Origin of the sequence: Pseudomonas sp. MBLB4123 (assembly GCF_051904775.1) — a bacterium.
Classification (GTDB): Bacteria; Pseudomonadota; Gammaproteobacteria; order Pseudomonadales; family Pseudomonadaceae; genus Aquipseudomonas; species Aquipseudomonas benzenivorans_B.
Genome location: NZ_CP196711.1, coordinates 2,093,943 through 2,119,947, shown reverse-complemented (window position 1 = coordinate 2,119,947; position 26,005 = coordinate 2,093,943). Strand labels below are relative to the sequence as shown.

The 26,005-nt window shown below is 67.7% G+C and carries 22 protein-coding genes; 13 read left to right on the top strand and 9 right to left on the bottom strand.

Translation table 11 applies throughout. From position 1 onward, the window contains the following. Nucleotides 1-11 precede the first annotated feature (11 nt). From ACSX1C_RS09830 to ACSX1C_RS09820, 3 genes are all read left to right on the top strand, one after another. Nucleotides 12-641, top strand: coding sequence for a hypothetical protein (locus ACSX1C_RS09830; RefSeq protein ID WP_439889265.1), 630 nt, complete (start codon nucleotides 12-14; stop codon nucleotides 639-641). 67 nt (nucleotides 642-708) lie between these two features. After that, on the top strand, nucleotides 709-1,197 hold the full coding sequence (locus ACSX1C_RS09825; RefSeq protein WP_439889264.1) for a hypothetical protein: 489 nt from the start codon (nucleotides 709-711) through the stop codon (nucleotides 1,195-1,197). Continuing rightward, a complete protein-coding gene (locus ACSX1C_RS09820) occupies nucleotides 1,194-2,546 on the top strand; it encodes a GAF domain-containing protein (protein ID WP_439889263.1) in 1,353 nt (450 codons plus the stop codon). The genes ACSX1C_RS09825 and ACSX1C_RS09820 overlap by 4 nt, the downstream gene beginning before the upstream one ends. Nucleotides 2,547-2,556: 10 nt before the next feature. On the opposite strand, the gene ACSX1C_RS09815 is transcribed toward ACSX1C_RS09820, so the two are convergent. The 8 genes from ACSX1C_RS09815 to metR all read right to left on the bottom strand — a co-directional run bounded on the left by ACSX1C_RS09815 (nucleotide 2,557) and on the right by metR (nucleotide 10,984). After that, complete coding sequence (locus ACSX1C_RS09815) at nucleotides 2,557-2,928, bottom strand: hypothetical protein (protein WP_318645505.1); 372 nt, start codon at nucleotides 2,926-2,928, stop codon at nucleotides 2,557-2,559. Nucleotides 2,929-3,114: 186 nt separating this feature from the next. Further along, a complete protein-coding gene (locus tag ACSX1C_RS09810) occupies nucleotides 3,115-3,522 on the bottom strand; it encodes a GFA family protein (protein WP_439889262.1) in 408 nt (135 codons plus the stop codon). Between the two features lie 23 nt (nucleotides 3,523-3,545). Next, nucleotides 3,546-4,430 (bottom strand): GNAT family N-acetyltransferase, encoded by an 885-nt coding sequence (locus tag ACSX1C_RS09805; protein ID WP_439889261.1) that lies wholly within the window; start codon nucleotides 4,428-4,430, stop codon nucleotides 3,546-3,548. A gap of 136 nt (nucleotides 4,431-4,566) precedes the next feature. Beyond that, complete coding sequence (locus tag ACSX1C_RS09800) at nucleotides 4,567-7,719, bottom strand: efflux RND transporter permease subunit (RefSeq protein ID WP_439889260.1); 3,153 nt, start codon at nucleotides 7,717-7,719, stop codon at nucleotides 4,567-4,569. A 1-nt stretch (nucleotide 7,720) separates the two neighbouring features. Beyond that, nucleotides 7,721-8,803, bottom strand: a complete 1,083-nt coding sequence (locus ACSX1C_RS09795; RefSeq protein ID WP_439889259.1) for an efflux RND transporter periplasmic adaptor subunit — start codon at nucleotides 8,801-8,803, stop codon at nucleotides 7,721-7,723. Between the two features lie 6 nt (nucleotides 8,804-8,809). Beyond that, nucleotides 8,810-9,466 (bottom strand): TetR/AcrR family transcriptional regulator, encoded by a 657-nt coding sequence (locus tag ACSX1C_RS09790; protein ID WP_439889258.1) that lies wholly within the window; start codon nucleotides 9,464-9,466, stop codon nucleotides 8,810-8,812. Nucleotides 9,467-9,608: 142 nt separating this feature from the next. Continuing rightward, nucleotides 9,609-10,004, bottom strand: a complete 396-nt coding sequence (locus ACSX1C_RS09785; protein WP_439889257.1) for a VOC family protein — start codon at nucleotides 10,002-10,004, stop codon at nucleotides 9,609-9,611. 59 nt (nucleotides 10,005-10,063) lie between these two features. Then, complete coding sequence (gene metR, locus ACSX1C_RS09780; RefSeq protein ID WP_439889256.1) at nucleotides 10,064-10,984, bottom strand: transcriptional regulator MetR; 921 nt, start codon at nucleotides 10,982-10,984, stop codon at nucleotides 10,064-10,066. 139 nt (nucleotides 10,985-11,123) lie between these two features. Between metR and ACSX1C_RS09775 the strand changes: the two genes are divergently transcribed. The 4 genes from ACSX1C_RS09775 to metE all read left to right on the top strand — a co-directional run bounded on the left by ACSX1C_RS09775 (nucleotide 11,124) and on the right by metE (nucleotide 16,751). Beyond that, nucleotides 11,124-12,011, top strand: a complete 888-nt coding sequence (locus ACSX1C_RS09775; RefSeq protein ID WP_439889255.1) for a LysR substrate-binding domain-containing protein — start codon at nucleotides 11,124-11,126, stop codon at nucleotides 12,009-12,011. Between the two features lie 95 nt (nucleotides 12,012-12,106). Beyond that, nucleotides 12,107-13,216: an agmatine deiminase gene (aguA, locus tag ACSX1C_RS09770; RefSeq protein ID WP_439889254.1), complete on the top strand. Its 1,110-nt coding sequence runs from the start codon at nucleotides 12,107-12,109 to the stop codon at nucleotides 13,214-13,216. 10 nt (nucleotides 13,217-13,226) lie between these two features. Then, complete coding sequence (locus tag ACSX1C_RS09765) at nucleotides 13,227-14,312, top strand: extracellular solute-binding protein (RefSeq protein WP_439889253.1); 1,086 nt, start codon at nucleotides 13,227-13,229, stop codon at nucleotides 14,310-14,312. 135 nt (nucleotides 14,313-14,447) lie between these two features. Then, nucleotides 14,448-16,751, top strand: coding sequence for a 5-methyltetrahydropteroyltriglutamate--homocysteine S-methyltransferase (gene metE / locus ACSX1C_RS09760; protein WP_439889252.1), 2,304 nt, complete (start codon nucleotides 14,448-14,450; stop codon nucleotides 16,749-16,751). 51 nt (nucleotides 16,752-16,802) lie between these two features. On the opposite strand, the gene ACSX1C_RS09755 is transcribed toward metE, so the two are convergent. Then, the gene (locus ACSX1C_RS09755; protein ID WP_439889251.1) at nucleotides 16,803-17,717 is read right to left on the bottom strand and encodes a LysR family transcriptional regulator; all 915 of its coding nucleotides are present in this window, start codon (nucleotides 17,715-17,717) and stop codon (nucleotides 16,803-16,805) included. Nucleotides 17,718-18,077: 360 nt separating this feature from the next. On the opposite strand from ACSX1C_RS09755, the gene ACSX1C_RS09750 reads away from it, so the two are divergent. From ACSX1C_RS09750 to ACSX1C_RS09725, 6 genes are all read left to right on the top strand, one after another. Continuing rightward, nucleotides 18,078-19,586 carry an aldehyde dehydrogenase family protein gene (locus tag ACSX1C_RS09750; protein ID WP_439889250.1) on the top strand — a complete coding sequence of 503 codons (1,509 nt, stop codon included), beginning with the start codon at nucleotides 18,078-18,080 and terminating at the stop codon, nucleotides 19,584-19,586. A 93-nt stretch (nucleotides 19,587-19,679) separates the two neighbouring features. Next, a complete protein-coding gene (locus ACSX1C_RS09745; protein WP_439889249.1) occupies nucleotides 19,680-19,853 on the top strand; it encodes a hypothetical protein in 174 nt (57 codons plus the stop codon). A 3-nt stretch (nucleotides 19,854-19,856) separates the two neighbouring features. Next, a complete protein-coding gene (locus ACSX1C_RS09740; RefSeq protein ID WP_439889248.1) occupies nucleotides 19,857-21,338 on the top strand; it encodes a purine-cytosine permease family protein in 1,482 nt (493 codons plus the stop codon). Beyond that, complete coding sequence (gene betA, locus ACSX1C_RS09735; RefSeq protein WP_439889247.1) at nucleotides 21,331-23,016, top strand: choline dehydrogenase; 1,686 nt, start codon at nucleotides 21,331-21,333, stop codon at nucleotides 23,014-23,016. The genes ACSX1C_RS09740 and betA overlap by 8 nt, the downstream gene beginning before the upstream one ends. Nucleotides 23,017-23,263: 247 nt before the next feature. Next, a complete protein-coding gene (locus tag ACSX1C_RS09730) occupies nucleotides 23,264-24,760 on the top strand; it encodes a PLP-dependent aminotransferase family protein (RefSeq protein WP_439889246.1) in 1,497 nt (498 codons plus the stop codon). Nucleotides 24,761-24,913: 153 nt separating this feature from the next. Beyond that, the gene (locus ACSX1C_RS09725) at nucleotides 24,914-25,987 is read left to right on the top strand and encodes a sugar phosphate isomerase/epimerase family protein (protein ID WP_439889245.1); all 1,074 of its coding nucleotides are present in this window, start codon (nucleotides 24,914-24,916) and stop codon (nucleotides 25,985-25,987) included. Nucleotides 25,988-26,005: the final 18 nt, after the last annotated feature.

Genomic DNA, 26,005 nt, shown 5'->3' with positions numbered 1-26,005 from the left:
GGAGTGCCGAGATGACCCGCTTGTTGCTGCTGTTCTGTGTGCTGCTGGCCGGCTGCGCCGGCTATCGCTCCGGCGAGGTCAGCCGGGCCTATATCGGGACGCCGCCGCAGGCGGCTGCCATTGCCCGCGGCACGCCGAACTGGCTGCAGGTACCGGGGGCGCGGGTGCGGGTCGAGCTGGGCAACGAGGTTCAGCAGCGCGAGCACCAGGTGATGCTGTTCATCGTCCCGGTGATGATCGACCCGCGGGACCGGCCGCTGTACCGGGCCGACGAGGGGGCCCGCCTGCTGCTGGAGATCAGCGCGGCCGAGGCCGCGCATTTCAGCCCCGAGCACGCCTTGTTGTGGATCGACGGCCAGGCCTACCGGCCCAGTGGCGTGCAGCAGCTCACGGTGTTCGATCCGGGTCAGTACCCGCTGACGGCGCTGCGCGAGACCGAGGAGCGAGCGCCGGCCGGTGTGCGCTACGCGCTGAGCCGACCAGGGCGTCATCATCAATTCTGGTTGCGTTTCTCCGCGCCGCTGCCGGCCCCGACACAGGACATCCGCCTGGATTTGTCCGGCGCCCTGCGCGTACCTGGGCAGCCGCCCGTGCCGCTTATCCGTTTCCGGCCGGTGCCCTGGAAGCAGGGCTATACCTGATACCAGCGTCTTCACAGGTGTCCGGCGAAGGCGCAGGATATTGCTCAGATTTTGTCGAGCCTGAGCCATGAGCGGCATGACCCTGAGTGACGAGCAGATCCGTTTCATCGAGAGCGGCGTGTCGATCAGCCTGGCCTCGCGTGACGTGCGCCGGGTGCCCTCGGTGAGCAAGGGCGTGGGTTGCAAGGTGGCGGCGGACAAGCGTCAGGTGCGCGTGCTGGTCGATGCCGCCCAGGCCGGCCAATTGCTCGAGGATGTGGCCGCCAGCGGTGCCCTGGCGGCGGCGTTCTGCCTGCCCAGCAGCCATCGCACCCTGCAGCTCAAGGGCAGCGATGCCCGCGAGGTGCCGCTGGAGCCGGGCGATGCCGAACTGGCGGCGCGCCATCGCGAGGCCTTCGCCGCGGACCTGTTGCCGCTGGGCTATGCCTTGCCGTTCGCCCGCGCCACCCACGACTTCCGGGGCGAGCGGCTGCGCGCCCTGTGCTTCACCCTGAGCGACCTGTACGAGCAGACCCCCGGTCCCAATGCCGGTATGCGTCTGGAGCCGGCGTCATGAGCAGCGGGCTGAGCCTGGATGCCATCCGTCCCTGCCTGGAGGGCGCGGTGCCGGCGGCGATCGCCACCTGCGACGTCGAGGGCACGCCGAACGTGACCCTGGTGTCCCAAGTGCATTACGTGGACCCCAGGCACGTGGCGCTGTCCTTCCAGTTTTTCAACAAGACCCGCGAGAACATCCTGACCAATCCCCAGGCCACCGTGTTTCTCCTGCATCCGCAGAGCAGTGCGCGCTACCGCCTGGCGCTGCTGTACCGGCGCACCGAGACCGAGGGGCCGCTGTTCGAGAGCATGAAGGCCAAGCTCGCCGGCATCGCTTCCGACTCCGGCATGAGCGGGGTGTTCCGTCTGCTCGGCGCGGACGTCTACCAGGTGCTGGATGTCGAGTATGTGCCGGGCGAGGAGGTGCCGCCGCCCCAGGATGCGCCCTGCCATATCGCCCGCCTGCGCCAGCTGAACCAGCGCCTGGCCGCCTGCACCGACCTGGCCGGCCTGCTGGAGCAGTGCCTGGACGGCCTGGCCGGCATCCTCGAGATGCCCCAGGCCATGATCCTGCTGCTCGACCCCCAGGGGCAGAAGCTCTACACCGTGGCCAGCCACGGCTATGCCCAGTCCGGGGTGGGCTCGGAGTTTCCCGTCGGGCGCGGCATCATCGGCGTGGCGGCGCAGTTCCGCACGCCGATCCGCATCGCCCACCTGGCCTCGGAATACGCCTACGGCCGGGCCATTCGCGAACACTTGGCCGAAGCGGCCCCGCTGGACCGCCTGGAGACGGAAATCGCCTTTCCGGGCCTGGCCGAGCCCCACAGCCAGCTGTCGGTGCCGATCCTTGCGGCCGGCCGCCTGCTCGGCGTGTTGCATGTGGAAAGCGCCGAGCCCCACCGGTTCGGCTATGACGAGGAGGACTGCCTGTTGAGTCTGGCCGGCCTGCTCGGCGCCTCCATCCTGGCCCTGCAGCAGGCGCCCGAGGTGTCGCCCGAGGACGCCGGGGCGCCGCTGGCGCCCACGCCGCCGAGCGGGGCGCCTCTGGCGGTGCGCTACTATCCGGCCAACAGCAGCCTGTTCCTCGGCGACGACTATCTGATCAAGGGGGTGGCGGGCGCCATCTTCTGGCGCCTGTTGAACCTGCACCTCGGCGAGGGACGCAGCGAGTTCAGCAACCGCGAGCTGCGGGTCGATCCGGCGCTGAAATTGCCGGAACTGGACGACAACCTGGAGGCGCGGCTGATCCTGTTGCAGCGCCGGCTGGCCGAGCGCAGCCGCGACATCGTGCTGGAGAAGTGCGGCCGCGGGCGCCTGCGCCTGCTGCTCCGGCGCCCGGTATTGCTCCAGGAGATCGCCGCCGGCTGAGGCATCGCGCTCAGGTGCGCCGCCAGAGCAGGTTGCCGGCGAACAGCAACACCGCCAGCAGCATCACCACCGCGGAACTGCCGAGCACCGGGCCGGCCTGAGGCGTGCCGAGGATCACCAGGGCCAGGGCCCCCATCATCACCGGCAGCGTCAGGTTGTGCAGCCAGAACTGCAGACTGGCCAAGCGGCTGGTCGCCGCCTTGGGAAAGTAGTGGTAGATGATGCCGATCAAGGCCAGGGTGACCCAGCCGAGCAGGTTCATGTGGGCGTGCACGGCCATCAGGCGGTGGTCGCCGCTCAGGCCCATGAACACGCCCAGGCCGACGGCCAGGCAGAAGTAGACGATGGCGACATAGATCCAGCGACGGGAAAGGGGACTCATGGCATTGCTCCTCGTTGGGCTTGGTATTGGGCGGCGTGTCGGCTCAGGCCGACAGGTCCGCCGGCTCGACCGGCCGGGTCAGCCCCAGCGCGGCATCGAGATGGGCAGGTTGTCGCGGTGACCGCGCCGGGGCCAGGGGCTGGCGGTGCAGCCCGCTGGCCTTCGACGGTGCCTTTAGCTGGCGTCTCAAGCATCCATGCCTGGCGGCCATTCGCCGTGTTGCGGCAGGTTGTCGGTGATCTCGTGCCAGATGGCCTTGGAGCCTACGAAGATGTGCTCCCGGGGGCGTGCGCCGGGGTCACCATCGACGCTGGCCAGGACGATTTCCGACACCCTGCCGGCATGGCCGCTCGCCAGCGACGCGCCGCATTTGCGGCAGAAGCAGCGGTATCTGTCGGGTGAGGACGGGTAGCTTTCGATGCAGTCCTGCCCCGCCGTCCAGCGGAACTGCTCGGGGTCGATGATGCCCCAGGTCACATAGGCGGCGCCGTTGGACTTTCTGCAGATGGAACAATGGCAGTTGCCGATCAGCTGGAACTGACCGGCGATCTCGTAGCGAACGCTGCCGCACTGGCAGCTGCCTTGTAGGCTCATGGAGTGATCCCCTGTAGCGCGGCTTAATAGAAGATCGACGGCAGGTACGCGCCGGCCGGCTCGTTGTACAGGCCGATACTCATCAGCGTCATCGGCTGGACCACGCGCAGGCCGTTCTCCAGGCACCAACGAAACAGCTCCGCATTGCGGGTCGGCACATGAAAACCCGGCCCCGGGTACTCGTCGGCCGCGGCAATCAGGGCCTTCAAGGCGTCGTTGCTTTCACCCACGCTGTGGCCGAAGAAGGCGACGAGGGTGGTGTAACCGACGATCCGCCCCGCGTGCTCGACGACCCTGGCGGTGCCGCGGTCGATCGCTTCGCTCAACTCGCCGCCCCGGTCATGCCCGTGCACCCGGATGCAGAGCCGGTTGCAGTGGGGCAGATCCGCCCTTGTCGCGGGCCTGACCCGGTGGCCCGGCAGCTCGACTCCGGGCGGTGGGCCCTGCAGGGTGGACAGCGGCTCGCGCGCCACGAAGCCGAGCCTGGTGTACAGCGCAAGCGAACGGTTGTGATAGGTCGCCTGCAGCAGCCTGACGCCTGGGAGGCCCTTGTCGGCCACGCGGCTGAGCACATCCGCCATCAGGCGCCGGCCGACCGCCTGGTTCTGGGTACGGGGATCGACCGTGATCGGCCCGATGCCGGCGATGACGTTGCGTTCATCCAGGAAGTTGCTGCCGACGATGCGCCCCTCGGCTTCGGCGATGACCGAATAGAAGCCGGGATGGGTCAGGAGCCCGGACAGCAGCTCGGTGGCCACCTCGGCGGACGGGAAGTCGGGCGGGAAGCTGTGTTTCTCGGCAACGGCTGCGAATGCCTCGTAGCATATTCGACCGCATGCCCCTGCATCGTCGCGGGTGCCGGGACGAAGCATGAAAGGGGGATCTAGGGATTCTGCAATGGCCGCCATGATCGACTGACTCCTCGGTGTTGGTCTGAGGAGAACCATGCTAAGAGTCGGCCGGCGGATGAGTTGCGAAATAACCCCTAGGCAATCCCTAAAAGTTTCCTAAGCGTCGGCGCCGCGAGGTCCGACGCCCGCGCGCTCACTTGTCGACCGGACTGCTCAGGTTGTGCTTGCTGGGGCGGCTGGCGGGCAGCTGCTCCGGCAGGTCCAGCAGGTCGGTGGCGTAGGTCTCCAGCGGCGGCGTGCGGCGCTCGAAGCGGGCGCCGAGCACCAGCAGGCAGGGGGTCAGCAGCAGGGTCAGCAGGGTGGCGAAGGCCAGGCCGCCGGCGATGGCGCTGGACAGCTGGGTCCACCACTGGGTCGAGGGGGCGCCGAAGCCCAGGCTCGGCGCCAGCAGGTCGACGTTGACGGCCAGCACCATGGGCATCAGGCCGAGAATGGTGGTCACCGCGGTCAGCAGCACCGGGCGCAGGCGCAGGCTGCCGGTCTCCAGGGCCGCCTCGCGCGGCGCCAGGCCCTGGCGGCGCAGCTGGTTGTAGGTGTCGATGAGGATGATGTTGTTGTTCACCACGATGCCGGCCAGGGCGATCAGGCCCATGCCGACCATGACGATGCCGAACGACTGGCCGTTGACCAGCAGGCCGATCAGCACCCCGGCGGTGGACAGCACGATGGCCGAGAGCACCAGGCCGGCCTGGTAAATACTGTTGAACTGGGTGACCAGGATGATCGCCATGAGGAACACCGCGACGACGAAGGCGGTCATGAGGAAGTTGGCCGCCTCGCGCTGGTCGGCATCCTCGCCGGCGAACGCGAGCCGGACCTCGGCCGGCAGCTCGCCGATGGCCTGGCGCAGGGCCAGCAGGCGCTCGTCCAGGCGCGCACCCTCGGCCAGCTCGGCCTGCAGGGTGATGGTGCGGACGCCGTCGACCCGGCGCAGGGTGCCGACCTTGGGCGCCGGCTGCAGGCTGACGAAGTTGCCCAGCGGCACCTGGCCGTTGGGGGTATTGAGGGTCAGGCGGCCGAGTTGGTCGAGGGAGCGCCAGCTGCCCGGCAGGCGCACGCGGATGTCCACCTCGTCGTTGGCGTCCTCGGGCCTGTAGGTCGCCAGCTTGAGACCGTTGCTGACCATCTGCACGGCGTTGCCGACGCTCAACACGTCGGCGCCGAAGCGCGCCGCCGCCTCGCGGTCGACCTGCAGGCGCCACTCGATGCCGGGCAGGGCGCGGTCGTCCTCGATGTCCTTGAAGCCGCCGAGGCGCTGCATCTCGGTGCGCAGGCGCTCGACCCAGTGCTCGGCCAGATCCTGGTCCAGGGCGCTGAGCTGCAGCTTGACCGGCTTGCCGCCGCTGGGGCCTTCTTCCTGTTTGCGGAACTCCAGCACCACGCCGGGAATGTCGACGGTACGCGCGGCCATGTCGGCGAGGATGTGCTTGGCCGGACGTCGGGCATGCCAGTCGACGAACTGGAACTGCAGGGTGCCGATCACGTCGGCGCCGAGCTGGCCGTCGGGCTGGGCCAGGGAGCGGGCGTACAGCGCCTCGACCTCGGCCATGCCCAGCAGGCGTTTCTCCACCTGCTGCAGCAGGGCGTCCTTCTCCTGCACCGACAGGTCGCCGCGGGCGCGCAGCCAGATCTGTGCGCTCTCCGGTTCCACTTCGGGGAAGAATTCCACGCCATGGTTGAAGCGGCCGTAGCCGGTATAGATCAGGGCGATCAGTGTGAGCATGCCGAGCAGGGTCAGGCCGGGACGCCTGAGCAGGCGCTGCAGCAGGCGGCGATAGGCGCGGCCGCCACGGCTGGCCTGCTGCGGCAGCGGCTGCGGCTGACCGCCGGTGACCGCGCCGAGCACCGGCAGGAACACCAGGGCCATGGCCAGGGAGGCGAGCAGGCAGAGGATCACCGTGGCCGGCAGGTACTTCATGAACTGGCCGACCACCCCGGGCCAGAACAGCAGCGGCAGGAACACCACCAGGGTGGTGGCGGTGGAGGCGATCACCGGCCAGGCCATCCGCGTCGCCGCGTTGACCCAGGCCTGGCGGGGGCTCTGCCCCTGGTGCAGGTAGCGATCGGCCAACTCGGAGACGACGATGGCGCCGTCCACCAGCATGCCGGCGACCAGGATCAGGCTGAACAGCACCACGATGTTGAGGGTGAAACCGAGTACCCAGATCAGCAGGATGCCGCTGAGGAAGGCGCCGGGGATGGTCAGCCCGACCAGCAGCGCCGAGCGCGGGCCCATGCTCGCCACCACCAGGATCAGCACCAGGACCACGGCGGTCAGCACGTTGTTGAGCAGGTCGTCGAGCAGGCTCTTGACCTGCTGCGACTGATCCATGATGTAGCTGACCTGCAGGCCCTCGGGCAGCAGCGGCTGGGCCTGGGCCAGCAGCACCTTGACCTGTTCGATGGTCGCGATGATGTTGGCGCCGGCGCGCTTGGACACCTCCAGGACGATGGCCGGCTGGCCGTTGATCCGGGCGAAGCCGGTGGGGTCCTTGAAGGTACGGCGGATGGTCGCCACGTCGGCGAAGGTCACCACGCTGGCGCCCTCCACCTTGATCGGCATGGACAGCACGTCCTCGAGGTTCTCGATCACTCCGGGGACCTTCAGGCTCATGCGCCCGGCGCCGGTGTCCAGACTGCCGGCCGCGACCAGGCGGTTGTTGCGGCTGACCAGGTTGAACAGCTCGCTGTAGTCGATGCCGTAGCTGTCGAGCACCTGCGGGTCGACGACGATCTCCAGCAGATCCTCGCGGTCGCCGCCGATGCTCACCGAGAGCACCTCGGCGATGCCCTCGATGTTGTCCTTCAGGCGCCTGGCCACATACACCAGCTCCGCCTCCGACAGCGGTCCGGAGAGGCCGATCGACAGCACCGGGAACAGCGCCACGTTGACCTCGTTGACCGTCGGCTCTTCGGCCTCGTCCGGCAGCTTGCTGCGGGCGCTGTCGACCTTCTCGCGCACGTCGGCCAGGGCGCGGCGGGGGTCGAAGCCGGCGTCGAACTCCAGGGTCACCGAGGCATGCCCCTCGCTGGCCATGGAGCGCATCTCCTTGATCCCCTCCAGGCTGCGCAGCTCCTGCTCCAGGGGGCGGGCCAGCAGGCGCTCGGCATCCTCCGGGGCGATGCCCTCGAGCGTCACCGAGACATAGATGATGGGGATGGTGACGTCCGGGTTGGCCTCCTTGGGAATCGCCACATAGGCGGCCAAGCCGCCGCCCAGGAGGAACAGCAGCAACAGCAGGCTGGTGCGGCTGCGGTCCAGCGCGGCGGCGATCAGGCTGTGCATCTCAGCTGCCCTCTTTGGCCAGTTGCGCGAGCACCTGCTGGCCCGGTTCGACGAACCCCTGGCCGAGGGTGATCAGGGCGACCCGCTGGGGCAGGCCGCCGACCCAGGCGCCCTGGTTGTCGACGCTGAGCAGCTCCACCGGGGTGAACTCGACCCGTTGCTGCTGGTTGACCCACTTGACCCCGTGGCGGCCGGCCTGGTCCAGGCTGAGCAGGGCCGGGGACAGGCGATGGGCCAGGGCCTGGCCGGTGTCGATGTGCAGGGTGGCGCTGGCCCCGGCCAGGCGCAGCGACTCGGGATTGGCCACCCGCACCTCGATGCGGAAGCTGCGCGAGCCGGGGTCGGCGGCGGCGGCGATGAAGTGCAGCTCGCCGCTCAGGCTGCGGCCGTCGAGCAGCTCGACCCGCACCGGCTGGCCCAGCTGCAGCTGGGTCACCTGTTGCTGGGCGATCTGCGCGCTGACCTTGAGCTGGTCGATGTCGACCAGGGTCAAGAGGCTCTGCCCGGGCTGGACGAAGCCGCCCAGTTCGACCTGGCGCTGGTCGTAGACCCCGGCGAAGGGCGCGGTGATACGGGTGTGGCGCAACTGCAGACGGGCGCTGTCCAGCTCGGCGCTGGCCTTGGCCAGCTCGCTCTGCAGACGCAGCAGCTCGTTGGCCGAGATCAGGTTACGCTCGCGCAGGCGGGTGGCGGCCTTGACGTCGCTCTGGCGCTGGCGCACCTCGGCCTCGCCGCGGGCCACCTGGGTGGGGCGGTCGTCCGGCGACAGGCTGAGCAGCAATTGGCCCTGCTCGACCCGGTCGCCCTTGTCGCGGTCCAGGCGCAGCACGCTGGCGTTGACCTGGGCGCGCAGCTCGACCCGGCGCCAGGGCTCGATCTGCCCCTGCACCACCTGGCGGCGCTGCATGGGTTCGGCCTCCAGCCACTGGAACTCGACTTTCGCCAGGCCGCCATCGGCCAGTGGCCGGTCGGGGCCGGCGTCATCCTGGGCACGGAAGGTCGCCCCGCTGAAGAGCCAGAGAAGCAACAGCAGGCTGATGGCGATGGCGATCAACCAGGGGCTTTTGCTGAGGCGACTGAACATGGGCAATTACTCGATGTTGAGGCGATAGCCGCGCAGGCTGGCGGCCTGGCCCTTGAGGCCGGCGATGATGAAGTCGGTGACGCGTTCGAAGTAGTCGGGCAGGCCGATGGGCTCGGCCCAGTGGGCGAAGCCGCCGGAGGCGATGCGTGCCATCACGCCGCTGAAGCAGGCCTCCACGCCCCACAACAGGTGCTGGCAGTCGGCATGGGGCAGGCTGCGGGCCTCCAGGCAGTCCGCCAGCAGCTGGCCGAACAGCGCTTGGTAGTCATGCTCCAGGGCGAGGAACTGCTCGCGGTAGGGCAGCTCCAGGCGCTCCTGAAAGGCCGGGCGGTCGCACAGCAGGCACAGCTGCACCAGCACCGGGTCGGCGAGCATCTGCGCGAAGGCCCGGCGGATCACCTGGCGCATGGCCTGGGGGGCCGGCTGGGCGGCATGCAGCGCGCGCAGTTCGTCGAGATTGGCCCGCGACAGCTCCAGCACCAACTGGGCGTACAGCGCCTCCTTGCTGGGGAAGTGCTTGTACACCGTGCCCTTGCCGATACCGGCGCCGAGTGCCACCTCGGCGATGGTTACGCGGTCCCAGGGCTGCTCGCGAAACAGCTGGCGCGCGGCTTCGAGGATGGCGTCGTGGCGTTGCTGGAACAGGCGATCTTGGTAGCGCATGACGGATCTTGGATGCTTCGTGACCAATGGTCATGCTATGACTGCTGGTCACGATGGGCAAGCCGGAAGTTGTAACAGCCGAGTTCGGCGTCGGACCTTGCCAGGTGGAGCGGAGGCAGCCGCCGAACAGGCCGGCAGCTGCTCAGGGGGACTCGCCCAGATCGCCATAGGCGCCGGCGATCACCACCACGTAGCCATCGGGATCGCGCAACCAGATCTCCCGGTGGTTGGCATTGCGGTTGACCTGGGGGCCTTCCAGCACGGTCGCCGCGAGTGCCTGGATGCGCTGTACCGCCCGATCGAAATGGTCGGTCTGGAACCACAGCACTACGCCATTGCCATAGGGGCGCCGCTGCGGGTCGCCGAGGTGTGGATGCTGGTGGGCGTCCCAGTGATGCAGCTGCAGGATCATTCGCCCCGCGCTGACCAGCTGTTCGTAGTCGGGGCCGCCGTGACCGCTCCGGCAGTCGAGCAGACTCTGGTACCAGCGGCTACTGGCTTCGACGTCGCGGACAGCGAGCAGCGGTTGTGCGTGCATGGGGCCTCCTTGCCTGGGTGGTCATCCGCTGGCCGACACGTTCGGCGAGCGCGGGTTGCTCAACTGCGCGCCACGCTGACCCCTTCCAGGTTGGCGAAGGAGGTGTCCTTGGCGGTCAGCAGGAAGTCGCGCATGAAGGGTGCGTCGAGCATGTCGCTGCGGATGCCGGCATACAGGGTGGCGAACAGGCCCTTGGCGCCCAGGCGCTTGGCGGTGACATAGCCGCGCGAGCTGTACTCGTGCAACGCCCAGTTGGGCAGGCCGCAGACGCCGCGGCCGCTGGCCACCAGCTGCATCATCATCACCGTCAGCTCCGAGGTGCGCACCTGGGCCGGCTCGATGTCGGCCGGTTCGAGGAAACGGGTGAAGATGTCCAGGCGGTCGCGCTCCACCGGGTAGGTGATCAGGGTCTCGCCGGCCAGGTCCTCGGGTTGGATAAAGGCCTTGCTGGCCAGGGGGTGCTGGTTGGCCACCGCCAGCATGGCCTCGTAGGTGAACAGCGGCACATAGGTGATGCCGGCCAGCTCCAGCGGGTCGGAGGTCACCACCAGGTCCAGGTCGCCGCGGGCCAGGGCCGGCAGCGGGGCGAAGGAGAAGCCCGAGGCCAGGTCCAGCTCCACCTCCGGCCAGGCGTCGCGGAACTGGTCGATGGTCGGCATCAGCCACTGGAAGCAGCTGTGGCACTCGATGGCCATATGCAGCCTGCCCGCCGTGCCGCCGGCCAGGCGCGCCAGGTCGCGCTCGGCACTGCGCAGCAGCGGCAGTACCGCATCGCACAGCTGCAGCAGGCGCAGGCCGGCGCTGGTGAAGCGCACCGGCTTGGTCTTGCGCACGAACAGCTGCATGCCCAGGCGCTCCTCCAACTCCTTGAACTGGTGCGACAGTGCCGACTGGGTCAGGTGCAGGCGGTCGGCGGCGTCTACCAGGCTGTCGCTCTCGCGCAGGGCGTGCAGGGTCTTGAGGTGGCGTAGTTCAAGCATGGCGGTCTCGGTGAGTGGAATTTATGGCGTGTCTTGATTAAGGTGAGTTTCCTTCAAGATGGCAGGTCTGTCGAGCCGCTTGCCCGCCGCGGCGGACTGGGCCAGCATGCGCGCCTGCCCCTTTCCGGAGCCGCTTGCCATGCGCCGCCTGCCTTCGCTCACCGCCCTGCGCACCTTCGAGGCCGCCGCCCGCCATGCCCATTTCGGCCGGGCCGCCGCCGAGCTGTGCGTCACCGACAGCGCGGTGAGTCACCAGATTCGCCAGCTGGAAGAGCAGCTCGGTGTGGCGCTGTTCGACCGCGAAGGCCGTCAGGTACGCCCGACGCCCCAGGCGCGGCGCCTGTTGCGCCGTCTGCAGCAGGCCTTCGAGCTGATCGGTGAGGCCTGCGACGAGCTGCGCGACCCCGGTTCGCAGGCGCAGCTGCGCGTGGCGGTCACCGCCGAGCTGGCACAGAAGTGGCTGATCGGCCGGCTGGCCGACTTCGCCGAGCGCCACCCGCAGATCACCCTGCACCTGCACGAGCAGCCGCTGGAGGCGCCGCTGCCGGGCGCCGAGATCGACCTGGCGATCACCTACGGCACCGGCCCGGAGGACGCCAGCGCCTACTTCGTGCGGCCGCTGCCGACCCTGCAGTTCTTTCCGGTGTGCAGCCCGCGGCTGTTCAACCAGCTGCCGCTCAAGCAGCCGCGCGACCTCGCTCGTCACTGCCTGCTGCACGACGATCAGGACGGCAAGACCTGGACCGCCTGGCTGACTACTCATGCCGGCGACATCCAACCGGTGCGGCATCTGTATCTGGGCCATGCCGGGCTGACCATGGAGGCGGCGGCGCGCGGCCAGGGCGTGGCCATCGGCGACAACCTGACCAGCGCCGAGGACCTGGCCAGCGGCCGCCTGGTGCGTCCGTTCGCCGCCCAGGTGCCGGCGCTCGGGCAGTACGCGCTGGTCTGCGAGCGCCTGCGTCTGGACAAGCCGGCGGTGGCGCAGTTCATCGAATGGTTCACCGATCAGCTGATTGATATGTGAATTGAGTTCAAGGGTTCCGCAACAATCGTCATTGGTCGCGAGCCTTCTGCCGCGGGTACTGTCGGGCTACTTCCAGCCCCGACGAGGACACGCACATGGCCCGCACCCTGACTTCCCAGCCCAAGGCCGACGGCTTCCGCCTGCCCGGCGAATTCGAACCCAAGAGCCGCTGCTGGCTCGGCTGGCCGGAGCGGCCGGACGTGTGGCGCAACGGCGGCAAGCCGGCGCAGAAAGTCTGGGTGGAGATCGTCAGCGCCATCGCCAGCAGCGAGCCGGTCACCGTGTGCGCCTCGGCGGCGCAGTACGCCAACGCCCGTCGCCAGCTGCCGGCCCATGTGCGGGTGGTGGAAATGACCTGCAACGACACCTGGTTCCGCGACAGCGGCCCGGCCTTCCTGCTCAACGATGCGAGCGGCGAGGTGCGCGGCGTGGACTTCGAGTTCAACGCCTATGGCGGCCTCGACGGCGGCCTCTACTACCCCTGGGACAAGGACGACCAGATCGCCCAGAAGATTCTCGAGATCGAGGGCTTCGAGCGTTACCGCGCGCCCTTCATCGCCGAGATGGGCGGCATCCAGAGCGATGGCCAGCGCACCATCCTCACGACCGAGCAGTGCCTGCTCAACCGCAACCGCAACGCCCACCTGGGCAAGGACGAGATGACCCGCCGCCTGCAGGATTACCTGGGCGCCGAGCAGGTGATCTGGCTGCCGCGCGGCTGCAAGTTCGACGAGACTGATGGCCATATCGACGACCTGGCCTGCTTCGTCCGCCCCGGCGTGGTGGTGATGCAGTGGACCGACGACCGCTCCGACCCGCAGTGGGAGATCTATCAGGAGGCCTACGACATCCTGCGCAGCACCCGCGATGCCCAGGGCCGCGAGCTGCAGATCCACAAGCTGCCGCAACCTCGGGTGCTGGAGTGGACGGCGGCGGAGGCCGAGGGCCTGGACCGGGACGACGCCACCCACACGCGCCAGGCCGGCACGCAGATCTGCGCCTCCTACATCAACTACTACGCCGGCAACTCGGCCATCGTCGTGCCGCTGTTCGGCGACCCCAACGACCGCATCGCCCAGGCCACCCTGGCCGAGCTGTTCCCCCAACACCGCATCCTCGGCATCGACAACTCGCGGGAGATCCTGCTGGGCGGCGGCAACGTCGCCTGCATCACCATGCCCCAGTACGCCGCGCCGCAGCGCTAGGAGGTCAGCCATGCGTCTGAGTGCACTCAGTCTTGCCCTGGGCCTGTCGACCGCCATTCAGGCGGCCGAGCCCGCCCGGCAAGTGAACCTGTACATCTGGAACGAGTACCTGGCCCCGGACACCCTGTCGTCCTTCGAGCAGGAGACCGGCATCCGGGTGGTGGTCGACCACTTCGATTCGCTGGAAACGGTGGAGACCAAGCTGCTCACCGGACGCAGCGGCTACGACCTGGTGCTGACCGCCGGCCAGCACCTGCAGCGGGCGATCAAGAGCGGCGCACTGCAGCCGCTGGACAAGGCCGCGCTGCCGCATTTCGCCGGCGTCGGCGCGGAGTTCGCCAAGCACATGGCGGCCTTCGACCCGGACAACCGTTTCGCCGGCATCTACCTGTGGGGCACCACCGGCGTTGGCTACCAACGCGAGGCCATCGTCCAGCGCATGGCCGATGCGCCGACCGATAGCTGGGCGATGCTGCTGGACCCGCAAGTGGTCTCGCGCTTCGCCGATTGCGGGGTGAGCTTTCTCAACGATCCCAACGAGGTGTTCGCCGCCGCCTTCCGCTACCTCGGGCTGGACATCAACCGCCAGAGCCTGGAGGACCTCAAACAGGCCGAGGCACACCTGGCCAAGGTCCGGCCGTTCATCCGCTACTTCGACAACGACCGCAACATCGCCGACCTGGCCAATGGCGACACCTGCTTGGCGATGTCCTGGAACGGCAACGTGGCGATCGCCTCCGGCCAGGCCGAGCAGGCCGGCAAGCCCTACTCACTGCACTACAGCATTCCCCGGGAGGGTGCGTTGATCTGGTTCGACGCCATGGTGATTCCGGCCGATGCGCCGCATCCCGAGGCCGCGCTGGCGCTGATGGACCACCTGATGAACCCCGAGGTGATCGGCGCCATCACCAATGCGGTGTTCTATGCCAACGCCGTTCCGGCGGCCGACCAGGTGGTCGACCCGGCGATTCGCGCCGACCCGGGCACCTATCCGCCGGCCGAGGTGCGCGCCAAGCTCTACACCAAGAACGACAACGGCAAGGCGTTCAACCGGGCGCTGACCCGGGCTTTCAGTAGCTTCAAGTCGGGCGTCTGAGCAGCAGGGAGCGCCTGCGGGCGCTCCCTTGTTCATGAAATATATTTGAGTTAATCAATAATTAAATGAGTTTGTCTCACGCCATCTGGCTGTCGACAATGCGCGCCATCTTTTGCATCTATGGAGCGTTTCGACATGGCCCTGTCCCATTCCCTGGGTTTTCCCCGCATCGGTCGTGACCGCGAACTGAAGAAGGCCCTGGAGGCCCACTGGCGCGGCGAGCTGGACGAAGCCGGGCTGCGCGCGGTCGGTCGCGAGCTGCGTGCCGCCCATTGGCAGCTGCAGCAGGACGCCGGCCTCGACCTGCTGCCGGTCGGCGATTTCGCCTGGTACGACCAGGTGCTCGGCCACTCGCTGATGGTCGGCGCCATCCCGCAGCGCTTCCGGCCGCAGTCCGGGCAGCCGACCCTGGACACCCTGTTCGCCATGGCCCGCGGCGCCGGCCGCGACGGCTGCTGCGGCGGCCACGCCCAGGAACTGACCAAGTGGTTCGACACCAACTACCACTACCTGGTCCCGGAGTTCACGGTCGATCAACGCTTCCAGCTGAGCTGGGAGCAGCTGTTCGAGGAGGTCGAGGAGGCCCACGCCCTGGGCCACAGGGTCAAGCCGGTGCTGCTCGGGCCGCTGACCTACCTGTGGCTGGGCAAGATCAAGGGCGCTGCAGCCGAAACGGCAGCCTTCGACAAGCTCGACCTGCTAGAGCGCCTGCTGCCGGTCTACGGCGAGATCCTCGGGCGTCTGGCCGCCCTGGGCGTGGAGTGGGTGCAGATCGACGAGCCGATTCTCGGCCTGGACCTGCCCCAGGACTGGAAGAACGCCTTCGAGCGGGGTTATCACCTGCTGCAGCATGCGCCGCTGAAGAAACTGGTGGCCTGCTATTTCGGCGGCCTGGAGGACAACCTCGGCCTGGCCGTGGGCCTGCCGGTGGACGGCCTGCACGTGGACCTGGTGCGTGCGCCGGAGCAGCTGCCGCTGCTGGTCGATCGCCTGCCGGCCTACAAGGTGCTGTCGCTCGGCGTGGTCAACGGCCGCAACGTCTGGCGTTGCGACCTGGAGCGGGCGCTGACCCAGCTGCGCCAGGCCGAGGAGCGCTTCGCCGACAACCTGTGGGTGGCACCGTCCTGCTCGCTGCTGCACAGCCCGGTGGACCTGGCCCGGGAGGACCGTCTGGACGCCGAACTGCAGAGCTGGCTGGCCTTTGCCGTGCAGAAGTGCGAGGAGGTCGCCATCCTCGCCCGCGGCCTGGACCAGCCGGAGGACGCCGGGGTGCGGGCCGCCCTGAGCGACAGCCGCGCGGTGCAGGCCAGCCGCGCCGGCTCGAAGCGCATCCACAACGAGGCGGTGCAGGCGCGCCTGGATGCCATAGTCCCGGCCGACAGCCAGCGTGCCTCGTCTTTCGCCGAGCGCATCCTGCGGCAGCGCGCGCGCCTGCAACTGCCGGCTCTGCCGACCACCACCATCGGCTCCTTCCCGCAGACCGCGGCGATCCGCCTGGCGCGCCAGGCCTTCAAGGCCGGCAAGCTGTCCGCCGCCGAGTACACCGAGGCCATGCACATCGAGATCCGCCATGCGGTCGAGGTGCAGGAGAACCTCGGCCTGGACGTGCTGGTGCACGGCGAGGCCGAGCGCAACGACATGGTCGAGTACTTCGCCGAGCAGCTCGACGGCTACGCCTTCACCCGTTTCGGCTGGGTGCAGAGTTACGGTTCGCGCTGCGTCAAACCGGCGCTGATCGTCGGTGACCTCAGCCGCCCGCGGCCGATGACGGTGGACTGGATCGCCTATGCCCAGGGCCTGACCGACAAGGTGATGAAGGGCATGCTCACCGGGCCGGTGACCATGCTGATGTGGTCCTTCGCGCGCGAGGACATTTCCCGCGAGCAGCAGGCCCGCCAGCTGGCCCTGGCTATCCGCGACGAGGTGCAGGACCTGGAGGCGGCGGGCATCAAGATAGTGCAGATCGACGAGGCGGCGTTCCGCGAGGGCCTGCCGTTGCGCCGGGCGCAGTGGGCGGCGTACCTGGAGTGGGCCACCGAGGCCTTCCGCCTGTGCGCCTCGGGCGTGCGGGACGAGACGCAGATCCACACCCATATGTGCTACAGCGAGTTCAACGACGTGATCGGCGCCATCGCCGCCATGGACGCCGATGTCATCACCATCGAGACCTCGCGCTCGGACATGGAGCTGCTCGAGGCGTTCGAGGGATTCGCCTACCCCAACGAGATCGGCCCGGGGGTCTACGACATCCACTCGCCCCGGGTGCCGGAGGTGGCGCAGATGGCCGCGCTGCTGCGCAAGGCGGCCCGGCGCATTCCCGTCGAGCGCCTGTGGGTCAACCCGGACTGCGGCCTGAAGACCCGCGCCTGGGCGGAGACCGAGGCGGCTTTGGTCAACATGGTCGCCGCGGCGCGGCAGCTGCGCAGCGAGTTGGCCTGAGTCGGCCCGCCTGCGCCGCTAGCCAATTCGTTCGCCCGCGCTGACGGGCGCTCAGCTCCTAGTGGCCTGGCGCGAGGAGGCGGCCAGGTCTTCGAGGAAGGCTTGCAGGATAGGTGGCGGCGCTAGGCCGCGCCGGGTGATCACGTCGAAGGGCGCAGTGGGACACAGGCGCTCGGGCAGCAGTGGTCGCATGTCGCCACTTTCTTCCCAGTGGGCGGCATAGTGTCTGGGCAGGAAGCCGAGATAAGCCCCGGAGATGATCAGGATGGCCAGGGCCTCGATATTGTCCACCGTGGCCGCCGCCTTGCTGGCGCCCAGCAGTTCCAGGTCATGTTGCAGCATGAAGCCCCTGGCGACTATGCGGCTGGAGCCTATTGCCTCGAGCAGGGCCTTGGGGCCGGCCTTGCTGCCATAGAGAGGATGGCGCCGTCCACAATAGAGGCCCAGGGCCTCCTGGTAGAGCAGGGCATGCGAGAGGCCGGGCACCTGGGTCGGGAAGTGGCCGATGGCCAGGTGCAGGCGGCCGTCGAGTACGCGCTCTTCCAGCTCTGCGGGCGTGCCGACATAGACATTGAGGTGGACATCGTGCCCGCGCGACACGAAACGCTGAGTCGTGACCGGCAAGGGCGAGTCGGGATCGGTGATGGTGGTGTCGATGATGCCCAGATTCAGGGTGCCGCTGATGTTCTGCTTGAGCACATCGGCATCCATGCAGAAGGTATCCACGGCCGACAGCAGACGCAGGGTCGCGTCATGGATGGCCGCCCCCTGTTCGGTCAGGCGAAAGCCGCTGCGCCCACGCTGGCACAGCTTGACCCCGAGGCGTGCTTCCAGCTGGGTCATCTGCTCGCTGATGGTCGACTGGCCGATGTTCAGCGCCGCCTGGGCGGCGCTGAACCCTCCACACTTGACAATGGCGGCAAAGACCCTGAGCAATTTCAGGTCGGCGTCATGGAGTTGAATCATCGCAACCTCCCATCCTAATACATCGTTAGCTGCGATATTTGTATCTGATATTTTGCATTTTACCAATGTGAAACTGGGGCCATAGTCGGTTCAAGGGAGACGCTCACACGGGCTATCCCGCCGACCACATAACAACAATTGGAGGCGCCTCATGCTGCCTTGGTATGGTCACCAACTCCCGCCCTCGCACGGCTGCGCCGCGCGCGGAGCCAGTTGCGCCGCGTCAGGCGCAGCCCTGCGCTCGTTCACCCGGTCGATCCAGTGCATCGCCATAGGCTCCGATCCCGAGCGCCTGGCGCCAGGCCGCGCGCCTGTGCCATTCCCCACCCCCTCGATTCCAACCTGACAGCGAGAATGACGATGGACAGTACAGTCAAGCAGTACCTGCAGCAGTTCGGCATCTGCGAGGCCACCCAGGCCTTCCTGGGCAAGGCGCAGAAGATGTTCATCGGCGGTCAATGGTGTGAGGCCAGCGATGGCGGCAGCGCCGAGGTCATCGAGCCCTCCACCGAGGGGCTGCTCACCCGCATCCCCATGGGCACCGGCGAGGATCTGGACCGCGCCGTGGCGGCCGCCCGTGCGCAGTTCGACGGCGGCGCCTGGCGCCTGCTCAAACCGCTGGAGCGCGAGCGCCTGTTGCACCGCCTGGCCGATCTGATCGAGCAGAACGCCGTCGAACTGGCCGAGATCGAGTCGATCGACATGGGCAAGTCCGCCGCCCAGGCCCGCGACGTGGATATCCAGGGCACCATCGACTGCTTCCGTTATTTCGCCGGCTGGGCCACGAAAATTCACGGGCGCACGGTCGAACCCTCGTTGCCGGGCAACTACCTGGCCTATACGCGCAAGGAGCCGGTGGGCGTGGTCGGTGTCATAGTGCCGTGGAACTTCCCGCTGCAGACCCTGGCCTGGAAGCTCGGCGCGGCCCTGGCCAGCGGCTGCACCCTGGTGGTCAAGCCGGCCGAGCTGACTTCGCTGTCGGCGCTGCGCTTCGCCGAGCTGGTGCAGCAGGCGGGTATCCCCGACGGCGTGGTCAACATCGTCAGCGGCCGCGGCAGCCTGGTCGGCGCGGCCATGGCCAGTCATCCGGGCATCGACAAGCTCAGCTTCACCGGATCGACGCCGGTCGGCTGCACGGTCGGCAAGTCGGCCATCGATCAGATGAAACGCCTGACCCTGGAGCTGGGCGGAAAATCTGCAGTCATAGTACTGGACGATGCCGACATCCCGGCCGCCGCCCAGGCGGTGGCCAACGGCGTGTTCTTCAACTCCGGCCAGGTCTGCGACGCCGGCACCCGCGCCTATATCCACCGCAGCATCTACGAGCAGTTCCTCGCCGAGCTGATCGCCTACACCCGCACCCTGAAGATCGCCCCGGGGCTGGATCCGGATTGCTTTATCGGCCCATTGGTATCCCAGCAGCAGCAGGCGCGGGTGTTGAACTACATCGCGGCCGGCAAGCGCGAGGGCGCCGAGCTGGTATACGGCGGCGAACCCGTCGCAGGACCGGGCTACTTCGTGCAGCCGACCATCTTCGCCCACTGCCGCAACGACATGCGTATCGTCCAGGAGGAGATCTTCGGCCCGGTGCTGGTCACCGCGCCGTTCGACGACGACGAGGAGGCGTTGCGCCTGGCCAACGATTCGCCCTTCGGCCTGGCCGCGGCGCTCTACTCCAACGACCTGGGCCGCGTGCACGGCCTGATTCCGCGGCTGCGCGCCGGCTCGGTGTACGTCAACGCCCACAGCACCATCGACCCGGCCATGCCGTTCGGCGGCTACAAGCAGTCCGGTTTCGGCAAGGACCTGGGCGCCGAGCAGCTCGAATTTCTGCTGGAGACCAAGGCGGTGTGGATCACCCTGCCATGAACTGAGCAAGCAACAGACCACCGGCATGACGCCAGGCGTCATGCCGGGAACATCGGGTAGCCAATAACAAGAGCCATACGAGGTGATATCCAGATGAACAGTCAAGCCGAAAGCCTGCGTGCGCAGGACCTGGAACGACGCATCCGCGTCTACGAGGAGATGGAACAAGCCCAGCACTGGCCGGGGGCGCTGAACGCCACCGACTACCTGGCAATCACCCTGATGACGCTGGTGCTGGTGGCCGGCTTCTACCTCTGGGGGTATTGAGCCATGGCCACGTCCAAGTCAGTCGATATCGGTCTCGAAGCCCAGCGCGGCGATACCCCGCTGCTGCCCACGGAACGCATGTGGGGCTTCTGGGAATTCAGCTACGCCAACTCGGCCCTGGCCATCGCCACCTGGGCCTTCCTCATCGGCGGCGCCACGGCGCTGTTCGTCGGCGTCCGCGAGGGCATCGCCGCCATCGTCATCGGCAACATCATCGGCGTGCTGCTGGCGACCTTCGCCACCTGCGTGCCCTGCGGCAAGTACGGCACCGAGCAGTTCACCTTCCTGCGCAGCATGTTCGGCGGCAACGGCAGCCGCCTGGTCTACGTGCTGGCGGTGGTGTTCCTGACCATGGGCTGGCTGGCGGTGCTGGGGCTGATGTTCGGCCGCTCCATCGACGGCCTGAGCGCCCTGTTGGGCGAACACGAGGCGCAGCCCACGGGCCTGCTGGTGCTGCTGTCGGGCTTCTTCGCCATCGTCCTGGCCGGCTTCGTGGTGGCCAAGGGGCCCACCTCGATCAAGTGGTTCAACACCCTGGTGGCCCCGGCGCTGGTGCTGATCATGGGCGCGATGCTCTACCTGATCCTCAGCGAGCGCAGCGTCGCCGAGCTGCTGGCGCTGCCGGCGCTGGATGCGCCCTTCGACGACAAGCGGGTCAACTTCATGATCGCGGTAGAGGTGAACATGGCCGCCGGCCTGTCCTGGTGGCCCTATATCGGCAACCTGGCGCGCCTGAGCAAGAATCAGCGCACCGCCTTCTGGCCGAACATCATCGGCATCTTCGGCGCCGCGGTGCTCGGCGAGGTGGTCGGCCTGCTGGCGTCCGCCGCCCTGGGCGACAGCGACCCGACGGTGTGGATGACCCATATCGGCGGCCTGGTGTTCGGCGTCGTCGCCCTGGGCTTCATCGCCTTCGCCAACGTCACCAGCATGATCAACATCCTCTACACCTCGATAGTCGGCCTGCGCCAGCTGGCCGGGCAGAAGTTCCGCGAGATGAGCTGGGCGCTGCTGGTGGTGCTGTTCTGCGTGGCGCCGGCGGTCATCGTGTTCGTCGCCCCGGGCATCTACGACGGCTTCTTCATCTTCCTGGTGTGGACCTCGGCGCTGAACAGCGCGCTGGCCGGGATCGGCATCGCCGATTACTACTGCCTGCGCCGGCAGCGGATGAACCTGCGCCACCTCTATGGCCCCGAGGCGCGGTCGGCCTACCACTACTGGCACGGCTTCAACCCCATCGCGCTGCTGGCGCTGGCGGTCGGCTTCGTTTCCTACGTGCTGCTGTTCAACCCGCAGACCCTGGCCAACACCACGTTGTTCAGCTTCGTCTCCGCCTCGCTGCCGTCCTGCGTGCTGGCCGGCCTGGTGCACTACGGGCTGACCCGAACCTTCGCCACGCGGTTGGGCTGGGGCGCCTACGCGCCGGGCCACGGCAGCCGCAACAACCCCCTGAATCTCGAAGCACAGGGCCTGAGCCATGACTAAGCAATACGACTACATCATCATCGGCGCCGGTTCGGCCGGCTGCGTGCTGGCCAACCGCCTGAGCGAAGACCCCGGCACCTCGGTGCTGGTGCTGGAGTTCGGCGGCAGCGACCGCAGCGTGCTGATCCAGATGCCCAGCGCCTTCTCCATCCCGATGAACACCAAGAAGTACAACTGGCGCTACGAGACCGAGCCGGAGCCCTACCTGGACGGGCGGCGCATCCACTGCCCGCGGGGCAAGGTGCTCGGCGGCTCCTCGTCGATCAACGGCCTGGTGTATATCCGCGGCCACGCCTACGACTTCGACGAATGGGAGGAGCTCGGCGCCCGCGGCTGGGGCTACCGCAACTGCCTGCCCTATTTCAAACGGGCCGAACACTACGAGGGCGGTGGCGATGCCTACCGCGGCGCTAGCGGGCCGTTGCATACCGGCAACGGCAACCACATGCGCAATCCGCTGTACGGCGCCTGGGTCGAGGCCGGCGCCGAGGCCGGCTACATCAAGACCGACGACTGCAACGGCTATATGCAGGAAGGCTTCGGCGCCATGCACATGACCATCAAGGACGGCGTGCGCTGCTCCACCGCCAACGCCTACCTGCGTCCGGCCATGGAGCGGCCGAACCTGACCGTGGTGACCCAGGCCATGACCCGGCGCATCATCCTCGACGGCAAGCGCGCGGTGGCCATCGAGTACGATCACGGCGGGCGCACCCGGCAGGTCCGCTGCAAGCGCGAGATCCTCCTGGCCGGTGGGCCGATCGGCTCGCCGCACCTGCTGCAGCGCTCCGGCATCGGCCCGCGCGAGGTGCTCGACCAGGCCGGGGTGGCGCTGCAGCACGAGCTGCCCGGGGTCGGCGAGAACCTGCAGGACCACGCCGAGATCTACATCCAGTACGGCTGCAAGCAGCCGCTGACCCTCAACAGCAAGATGGACCCGCTGAGCAAGCTGATGATCGGCCTGCGCTGGCTGCTGTTCAGGGACGGCCTGGGCGCCACCAACCACTTCGAGGCCGGCGGCTTCATCCGCTCCGAGCAGGGCCTGCGTTGGCCGGATATCCAGTTCCACTTCCTGCCCGCGGCGATGCGCTACGACGGCAAGAAGCCGGTCAAAGGCCACGGTTTCATGGTGCTCACCGGGCCGAACAAGCCCAAGAGCCGCGGCTTCGTGCGGCTGCGCTCGGCCGACCCCTACGAGCACCCGCGCATCCAGTTCAACTACCTGGAGCGCGAGGAGGACCGCGAGGGCTTCCGCCGCTGCGTGCGCCTGACCCGCGAGATCATCGGCCAGCCGGCGATGGACGCCTTCCGCGACGGCGAGATCGCCCCGGGGCCGCAGGTCAACAGCGACGCCGAGATCGACGCCTTCGTGCGTGCCAACCTGGAGAGCACCTACCACCCATGCGGCACCTGCCGCATGGGCGAGGACGAGCTGGCGGTGGTCGACTCCGAGCTGCGCGTGCGCGGCCTCGAGGGACTGCGGGTGATCGACTCCTCGGTGTTCCCCACCGAGCCCAACGGCAACCTCAACGCGCCGACCATCATGCTCGCCGAACGCGCGTCCGACCTGCTGCGCGGGCGCGGCATGCTGCCGGCCTCGGACGCCGAAGTGGGCCTGGCCGAACACTGGCAGACCCAGCAGCGCAGCAAGGCGCCAGTGCGGGAGGTCCGTGTCTAACCGGAGCATGGGGCTGTCTGCAGGCACTCAGACCCTCACCACGGTGCAGCGGCAAACACAGTCGCGTGCCGGTGGTGGGGGCGGCGAGCCATAGTGCAATCCTTGGAGGCTGCATTCTGTTGCCCTGCTCGGCACGCCATGGCGTCCGTGGACACCGGGACGGGGCAACCGACCAGGTGAGTCTCGCCGGCGGGCGCCGTACAATACGGCCAGTTCAGTCCAGTAGCCCAGGGGTGGCGGCAAAGTCATGAAGTCCCCGGGTGGAATGTTGCTGGCGAGTATCGAACTGGATCGAGCGAGCTCGGTACCGCTGTATCGCCAGTTGTACCTGCAGATTCGTCAGCAGATCCTGCAGGGCCGGCTGCATGGCGGCATGCGCCTGCCTTCGACCCGTACCCTGTGCGCCGAGCTGGGGCTGTCGCGGATCACCATTCTCAATGCCTTCGACCAACTGACAGCGGAAGGTTTTCTGCAGTCGCGTACGGGCGCCGGTACCTTTGTCGGCGCCGAATGGGAAGGGCGCAGTGCCGCTGGAGAAGAGCCGCGCAAGCCGCCACGCTTGTCGAATTTGAGCCAGTCGGTGCTGTCGCTGCGCAGCGACCATTTTGGCGGCGTCTCCTACGCGGCCTGGGAGCCGGGCTGTCCGATCTCCTTCCTGCCCAGCCATGCCGCCTACGACGCCTTTCCCATGCCGGTGTGGCGGCGCCTGATGAATCGTCACCTGCGCCAGCCGAGCAAGCAGATGCTGAGCTACGGCGAACTGAAGGGGCAGCAGGCGCTGCGTGAGGCCCTGGTCGAGTACGTCTATGACGCGCGTGGCATTGCCTGCACGGCGCAGCAGGTGGTGATCGTTTCCGGAGCGCAGCAGGCCTTCAACCTGCTGAGCATGCTGTTGCTCGATCCGCAGGATAGCGTGTGGATGGAGGACCCCGGTCATATCGCCGCGCGCATCAGCTTCCAGTCTCAGGGCTGCCGCATCGTGCCCTTGCGCATCGATGGACAGGGCCTGGACGTGCAGCAAGGCCTGCGCGAATGCCCCAAGGCGCGCCTGGCCTTCACCACGCCCTCGCGCCAGCACCCGCTCGGCACCACCATGAGCTATGCCCGACGCCTGGAGTTGATCGAGTGGGCCGGCCGCGAGCAGAGCTGGATCATCGAAGACGATTGCGACAGCGAGTTCCGTTACCAGGGGCGGCCGCAGCCGGCACTCTACGCCCTGGATCAGGGGGCGCGGGTGATCTACGTCGGCACCTTCAGCAAGGTGCTCTTCCCGTCCCTGCGCTTGGGCTATGTGATCCTGCCGGAGGCCCTGGTCGAGCCGTTCTGCGCCGTGCGTGCGGTGATGGATCGCAGTCCCGCCTCCCTGCTGCAGGCGGTGACCGCCGACTTCATGCGCGAAGGGCACTTCCTCGGTCATGTCAGGCGGATGCGCGCGCTCTATCAACGGCGCCAACACTGCCTGTTGGCAGCGCTGCACCGACGCCTCGGCGGTTTCCTCGAGGTCGATGCGGTGGACGCCGGTATGCACCTGATCGGCTGGTTGGCGCCCGAGTTGGACGATGCGGCGATCGCCTCGGGGCTGGCCAGCCAGCAGGTCTACACCTATGCCTTGAGCGATTACTGCATACGGCGCTACTTGCGGCCCGGGCTGCTGATCGGCTTTGCCGGCACGCCCGAGGAACAGGCCGAGGCAAAGGTCGAGGGCCTGGCTCAGGCGCTGATCATGATGGGGCACAGGTTCTGAGCGCTTGGCTGTGCTGGCTCTGCTCTCAAGAGACTGCACCAGGCTGAAAAGTGGTCATAAAAAATAGGCGGTAATGGCTATAGGGGAAGGTCCATTCCAGGGTGATAAAGGCACCGCCGGCCAGGCCGGTGTCTTACATGAGGAGTGACCGCAATGAACCCTATCCAAGCGCGCTTCTGCGCCCTGCTGAGCCACAAGGCCGGCGGCGACGGACCCCCGCCCTTACTCACCCCGGCAGTGGCCCGTAAGCTGCTCGAGCGCCTGGGCCAGGTGCGACTGTTCGCCCATGGCTACCCCTTGCTGAGCAACCTCACCCAAGGCTGCCTGAAACCCGCTGACCTGCTCGACTTCGCCTATCGCCATGAACTCCAGGGCCTGAGCCTGCACCTGCTCGACGGTGAGGAGAACAGCCTCAGCCGCATGAGTGCCGAGCAGCTCCTGGCGTTCGCCAGCAAGGCCGAGGCTCTGGGCCTGGCGCTGCATCTGGAGATCAGCAGCACGCGCCAAGAGGATGTGGATCAGGTCGTGGCCATCGCCAGGGCCTTGGGCGTGCGCAGCATTCGCGTGTACTCACGCTACGAGGGGCATCTGTCCCGGGTGCTGGAGCTGATCGAGTCCGACCTGCGCTATCTGGCCGAGCAGGCGGATCGCTACGAGTTGTTCTTCGACTTCGAGCAGCACGAAGAGCTCAAGAGCTTCGAAATTGCCCGGATGCTCGAGCGCCTCGGGCATCCGCGGCTGCATGCGCTGTTCGACTTCGGCAACATGATCAACGCCTGCGAGCAGCCCCTGGCGGCCCTGCAGGCGCTGGCGCCGCATATCCGTCAGGTGCACCTGAAGGGGGTGCGCATCGTCCCCGAGCAAAACGGCTTCGGTCACTACGGGGTGCTGCAGGGCAGCGCCGACGACGATCTGCCCGGTCCGCGCATGTTCTATGAGCTGCTCATGCTCGGCGAGCGGACGCCCCAGGTCGTTGCCTTCATCCTGGAGCAGGAAAACCACTACATCGCCCCGTCCTTTCGCCAGGCCGATGAAGCGCCAGACCCCTTTATCCCCTACCGCGAGATGAGCGAGACCGCGTTGCCTTCCGGCTACACGGCGCAGCGCATGGCCCGCGACGAGCCGCGCTGGGCAGCCAACCAGATCCGCTATGTGCGCAGCCTGATGGACGAGCTCAGGTTGCTAGCCGAACTGACCCTGACCGAGGCCCGCGACCCTCGGTCTTAATTCAAACTATCTGTGGAG

What these genes read in the sequence shown, in the direction of transcription:
- ACSX1C_RS09830 (WP_439889265.1), top strand. Translation starts at nt 12, where the DNA reads ATGACCCGCTTGTTGCTGCTGTTCTGTGTGCTGCTGGCCGGCTGCGCC.
- ACSX1C_RS09825 (WP_439889264.1), top strand. Translation starts at nt 709, where the DNA reads ATGAGCGGCATGACCCTGAGTGACGAGCAGATCCGTTTCATCGAGAGC.
- ACSX1C_RS09820 (WP_439889263.1), top strand. Translation starts at nt 1,194, where the DNA reads ATGAGCAGCGGGCTGAGCCTGGATGCCATCCGTCCCTGCCTGGAGGGC.
- ACSX1C_RS09815 (WP_318645505.1), bottom strand. Translation starts at nt 2,928, where the DNA reads ATGAGTCCCCTTTCCCGTCGCTGGATCTATGTCGCCATCGTCTACTTC.
- ACSX1C_RS09810 (WP_439889262.1), bottom strand. Translation starts at nt 3,522, where the DNA reads ATGAGCCTACAAGGCAGCTGCCAGTGCGGCAGCGTTCGCTACGAGATC.
- ACSX1C_RS09805 (WP_439889261.1), bottom strand. Translation starts at nt 4,430, where the DNA reads ATGGCGGCCATTGCAGAATCCCTAGATCCCCCTTTCATGCTTCGTCCC.
- ACSX1C_RS09800 (WP_439889260.1), bottom strand. Translation starts at nt 7,719, where the DNA reads ATGCACAGCCTGATCGCCGCCGCGCTGGACCGCAGCCGCACCAGCCTG.
- ACSX1C_RS09795 (WP_439889259.1), bottom strand. Translation starts at nt 8,803, where the DNA reads ATGTTCAGTCGCCTCAGCAAAAGCCCCTGGTTGATCGCCATCGCCATC.
- ACSX1C_RS09790 (WP_439889258.1), bottom strand. Translation starts at nt 9,466, where the DNA reads ATGCGCTACCAAGATCGCCTGTTCCAGCAACGCCACGACGCCATCCTC.
- ACSX1C_RS09785 (WP_439889257.1), bottom strand. Translation starts at nt 10,004, where the DNA reads ATGCACGCACAACCGCTGCTCGCTGTCCGCGACGTCGAAGCCAGTAGC.
- metR (WP_439889256.1), bottom strand. Translation starts at nt 10,984, where the DNA reads ATGCTTGAACTACGCCACCTCAAGACCCTGCACGCCCTGCGCGAGAGC.
- ACSX1C_RS09775 (WP_439889255.1), top strand. Translation starts at nt 11,124, where the DNA reads ATGCGCCGCCTGCCTTCGCTCACCGCCCTGCGCACCTTCGAGGCCGCC.
- aguA (WP_439889254.1), top strand. Translation starts at nt 12,107, where the DNA reads ATGGCCCGCACCCTGACTTCCCAGCCCAAGGCCGACGGCTTCCGCCTG.
- ACSX1C_RS09765 (WP_439889253.1), top strand. Translation starts at nt 13,227, where the DNA reads ATGCGTCTGAGTGCACTCAGTCTTGCCCTGGGCCTGTCGACCGCCATT.
- metE (WP_439889252.1), top strand. Translation starts at nt 14,448, where the DNA reads ATGGCCCTGTCCCATTCCCTGGGTTTTCCCCGCATCGGTCGTGACCGC.
- ACSX1C_RS09755 (WP_439889251.1), bottom strand. Translation starts at nt 17,717, where the DNA reads ATGATTCAACTCCATGACGCCGACCTGAAATTGCTCAGGGTCTTTGCC.
- ACSX1C_RS09750 (WP_439889250.1), top strand. Translation starts at nt 18,078, where the DNA reads ATGGACAGTACAGTCAAGCAGTACCTGCAGCAGTTCGGCATCTGCGAG.
- ACSX1C_RS09745 (WP_439889249.1), top strand. Translation starts at nt 19,680, where the DNA reads ATGAACAGTCAAGCCGAAAGCCTGCGTGCGCAGGACCTGGAACGACGC.
- ACSX1C_RS09740 (WP_439889248.1), top strand. Translation starts at nt 19,857, where the DNA reads ATGGCCACGTCCAAGTCAGTCGATATCGGTCTCGAAGCCCAGCGCGGC.
- betA (WP_439889247.1), top strand. Translation starts at nt 21,331, where the DNA reads ATGACTAAGCAATACGACTACATCATCATCGGCGCCGGTTCGGCCGGC.
- ACSX1C_RS09730 (WP_439889246.1), top strand. Translation starts at nt 23,264, where the DNA reads ATGAAGTCCCCGGGTGGAATGTTGCTGGCGAGTATCGAACTGGATCGA.
- ACSX1C_RS09725 (WP_439889245.1), top strand. Translation starts at nt 24,914, where the DNA reads ATGAACCCTATCCAAGCGCGCTTCTGCGCCCTGCTGAGCCACAAGGCC.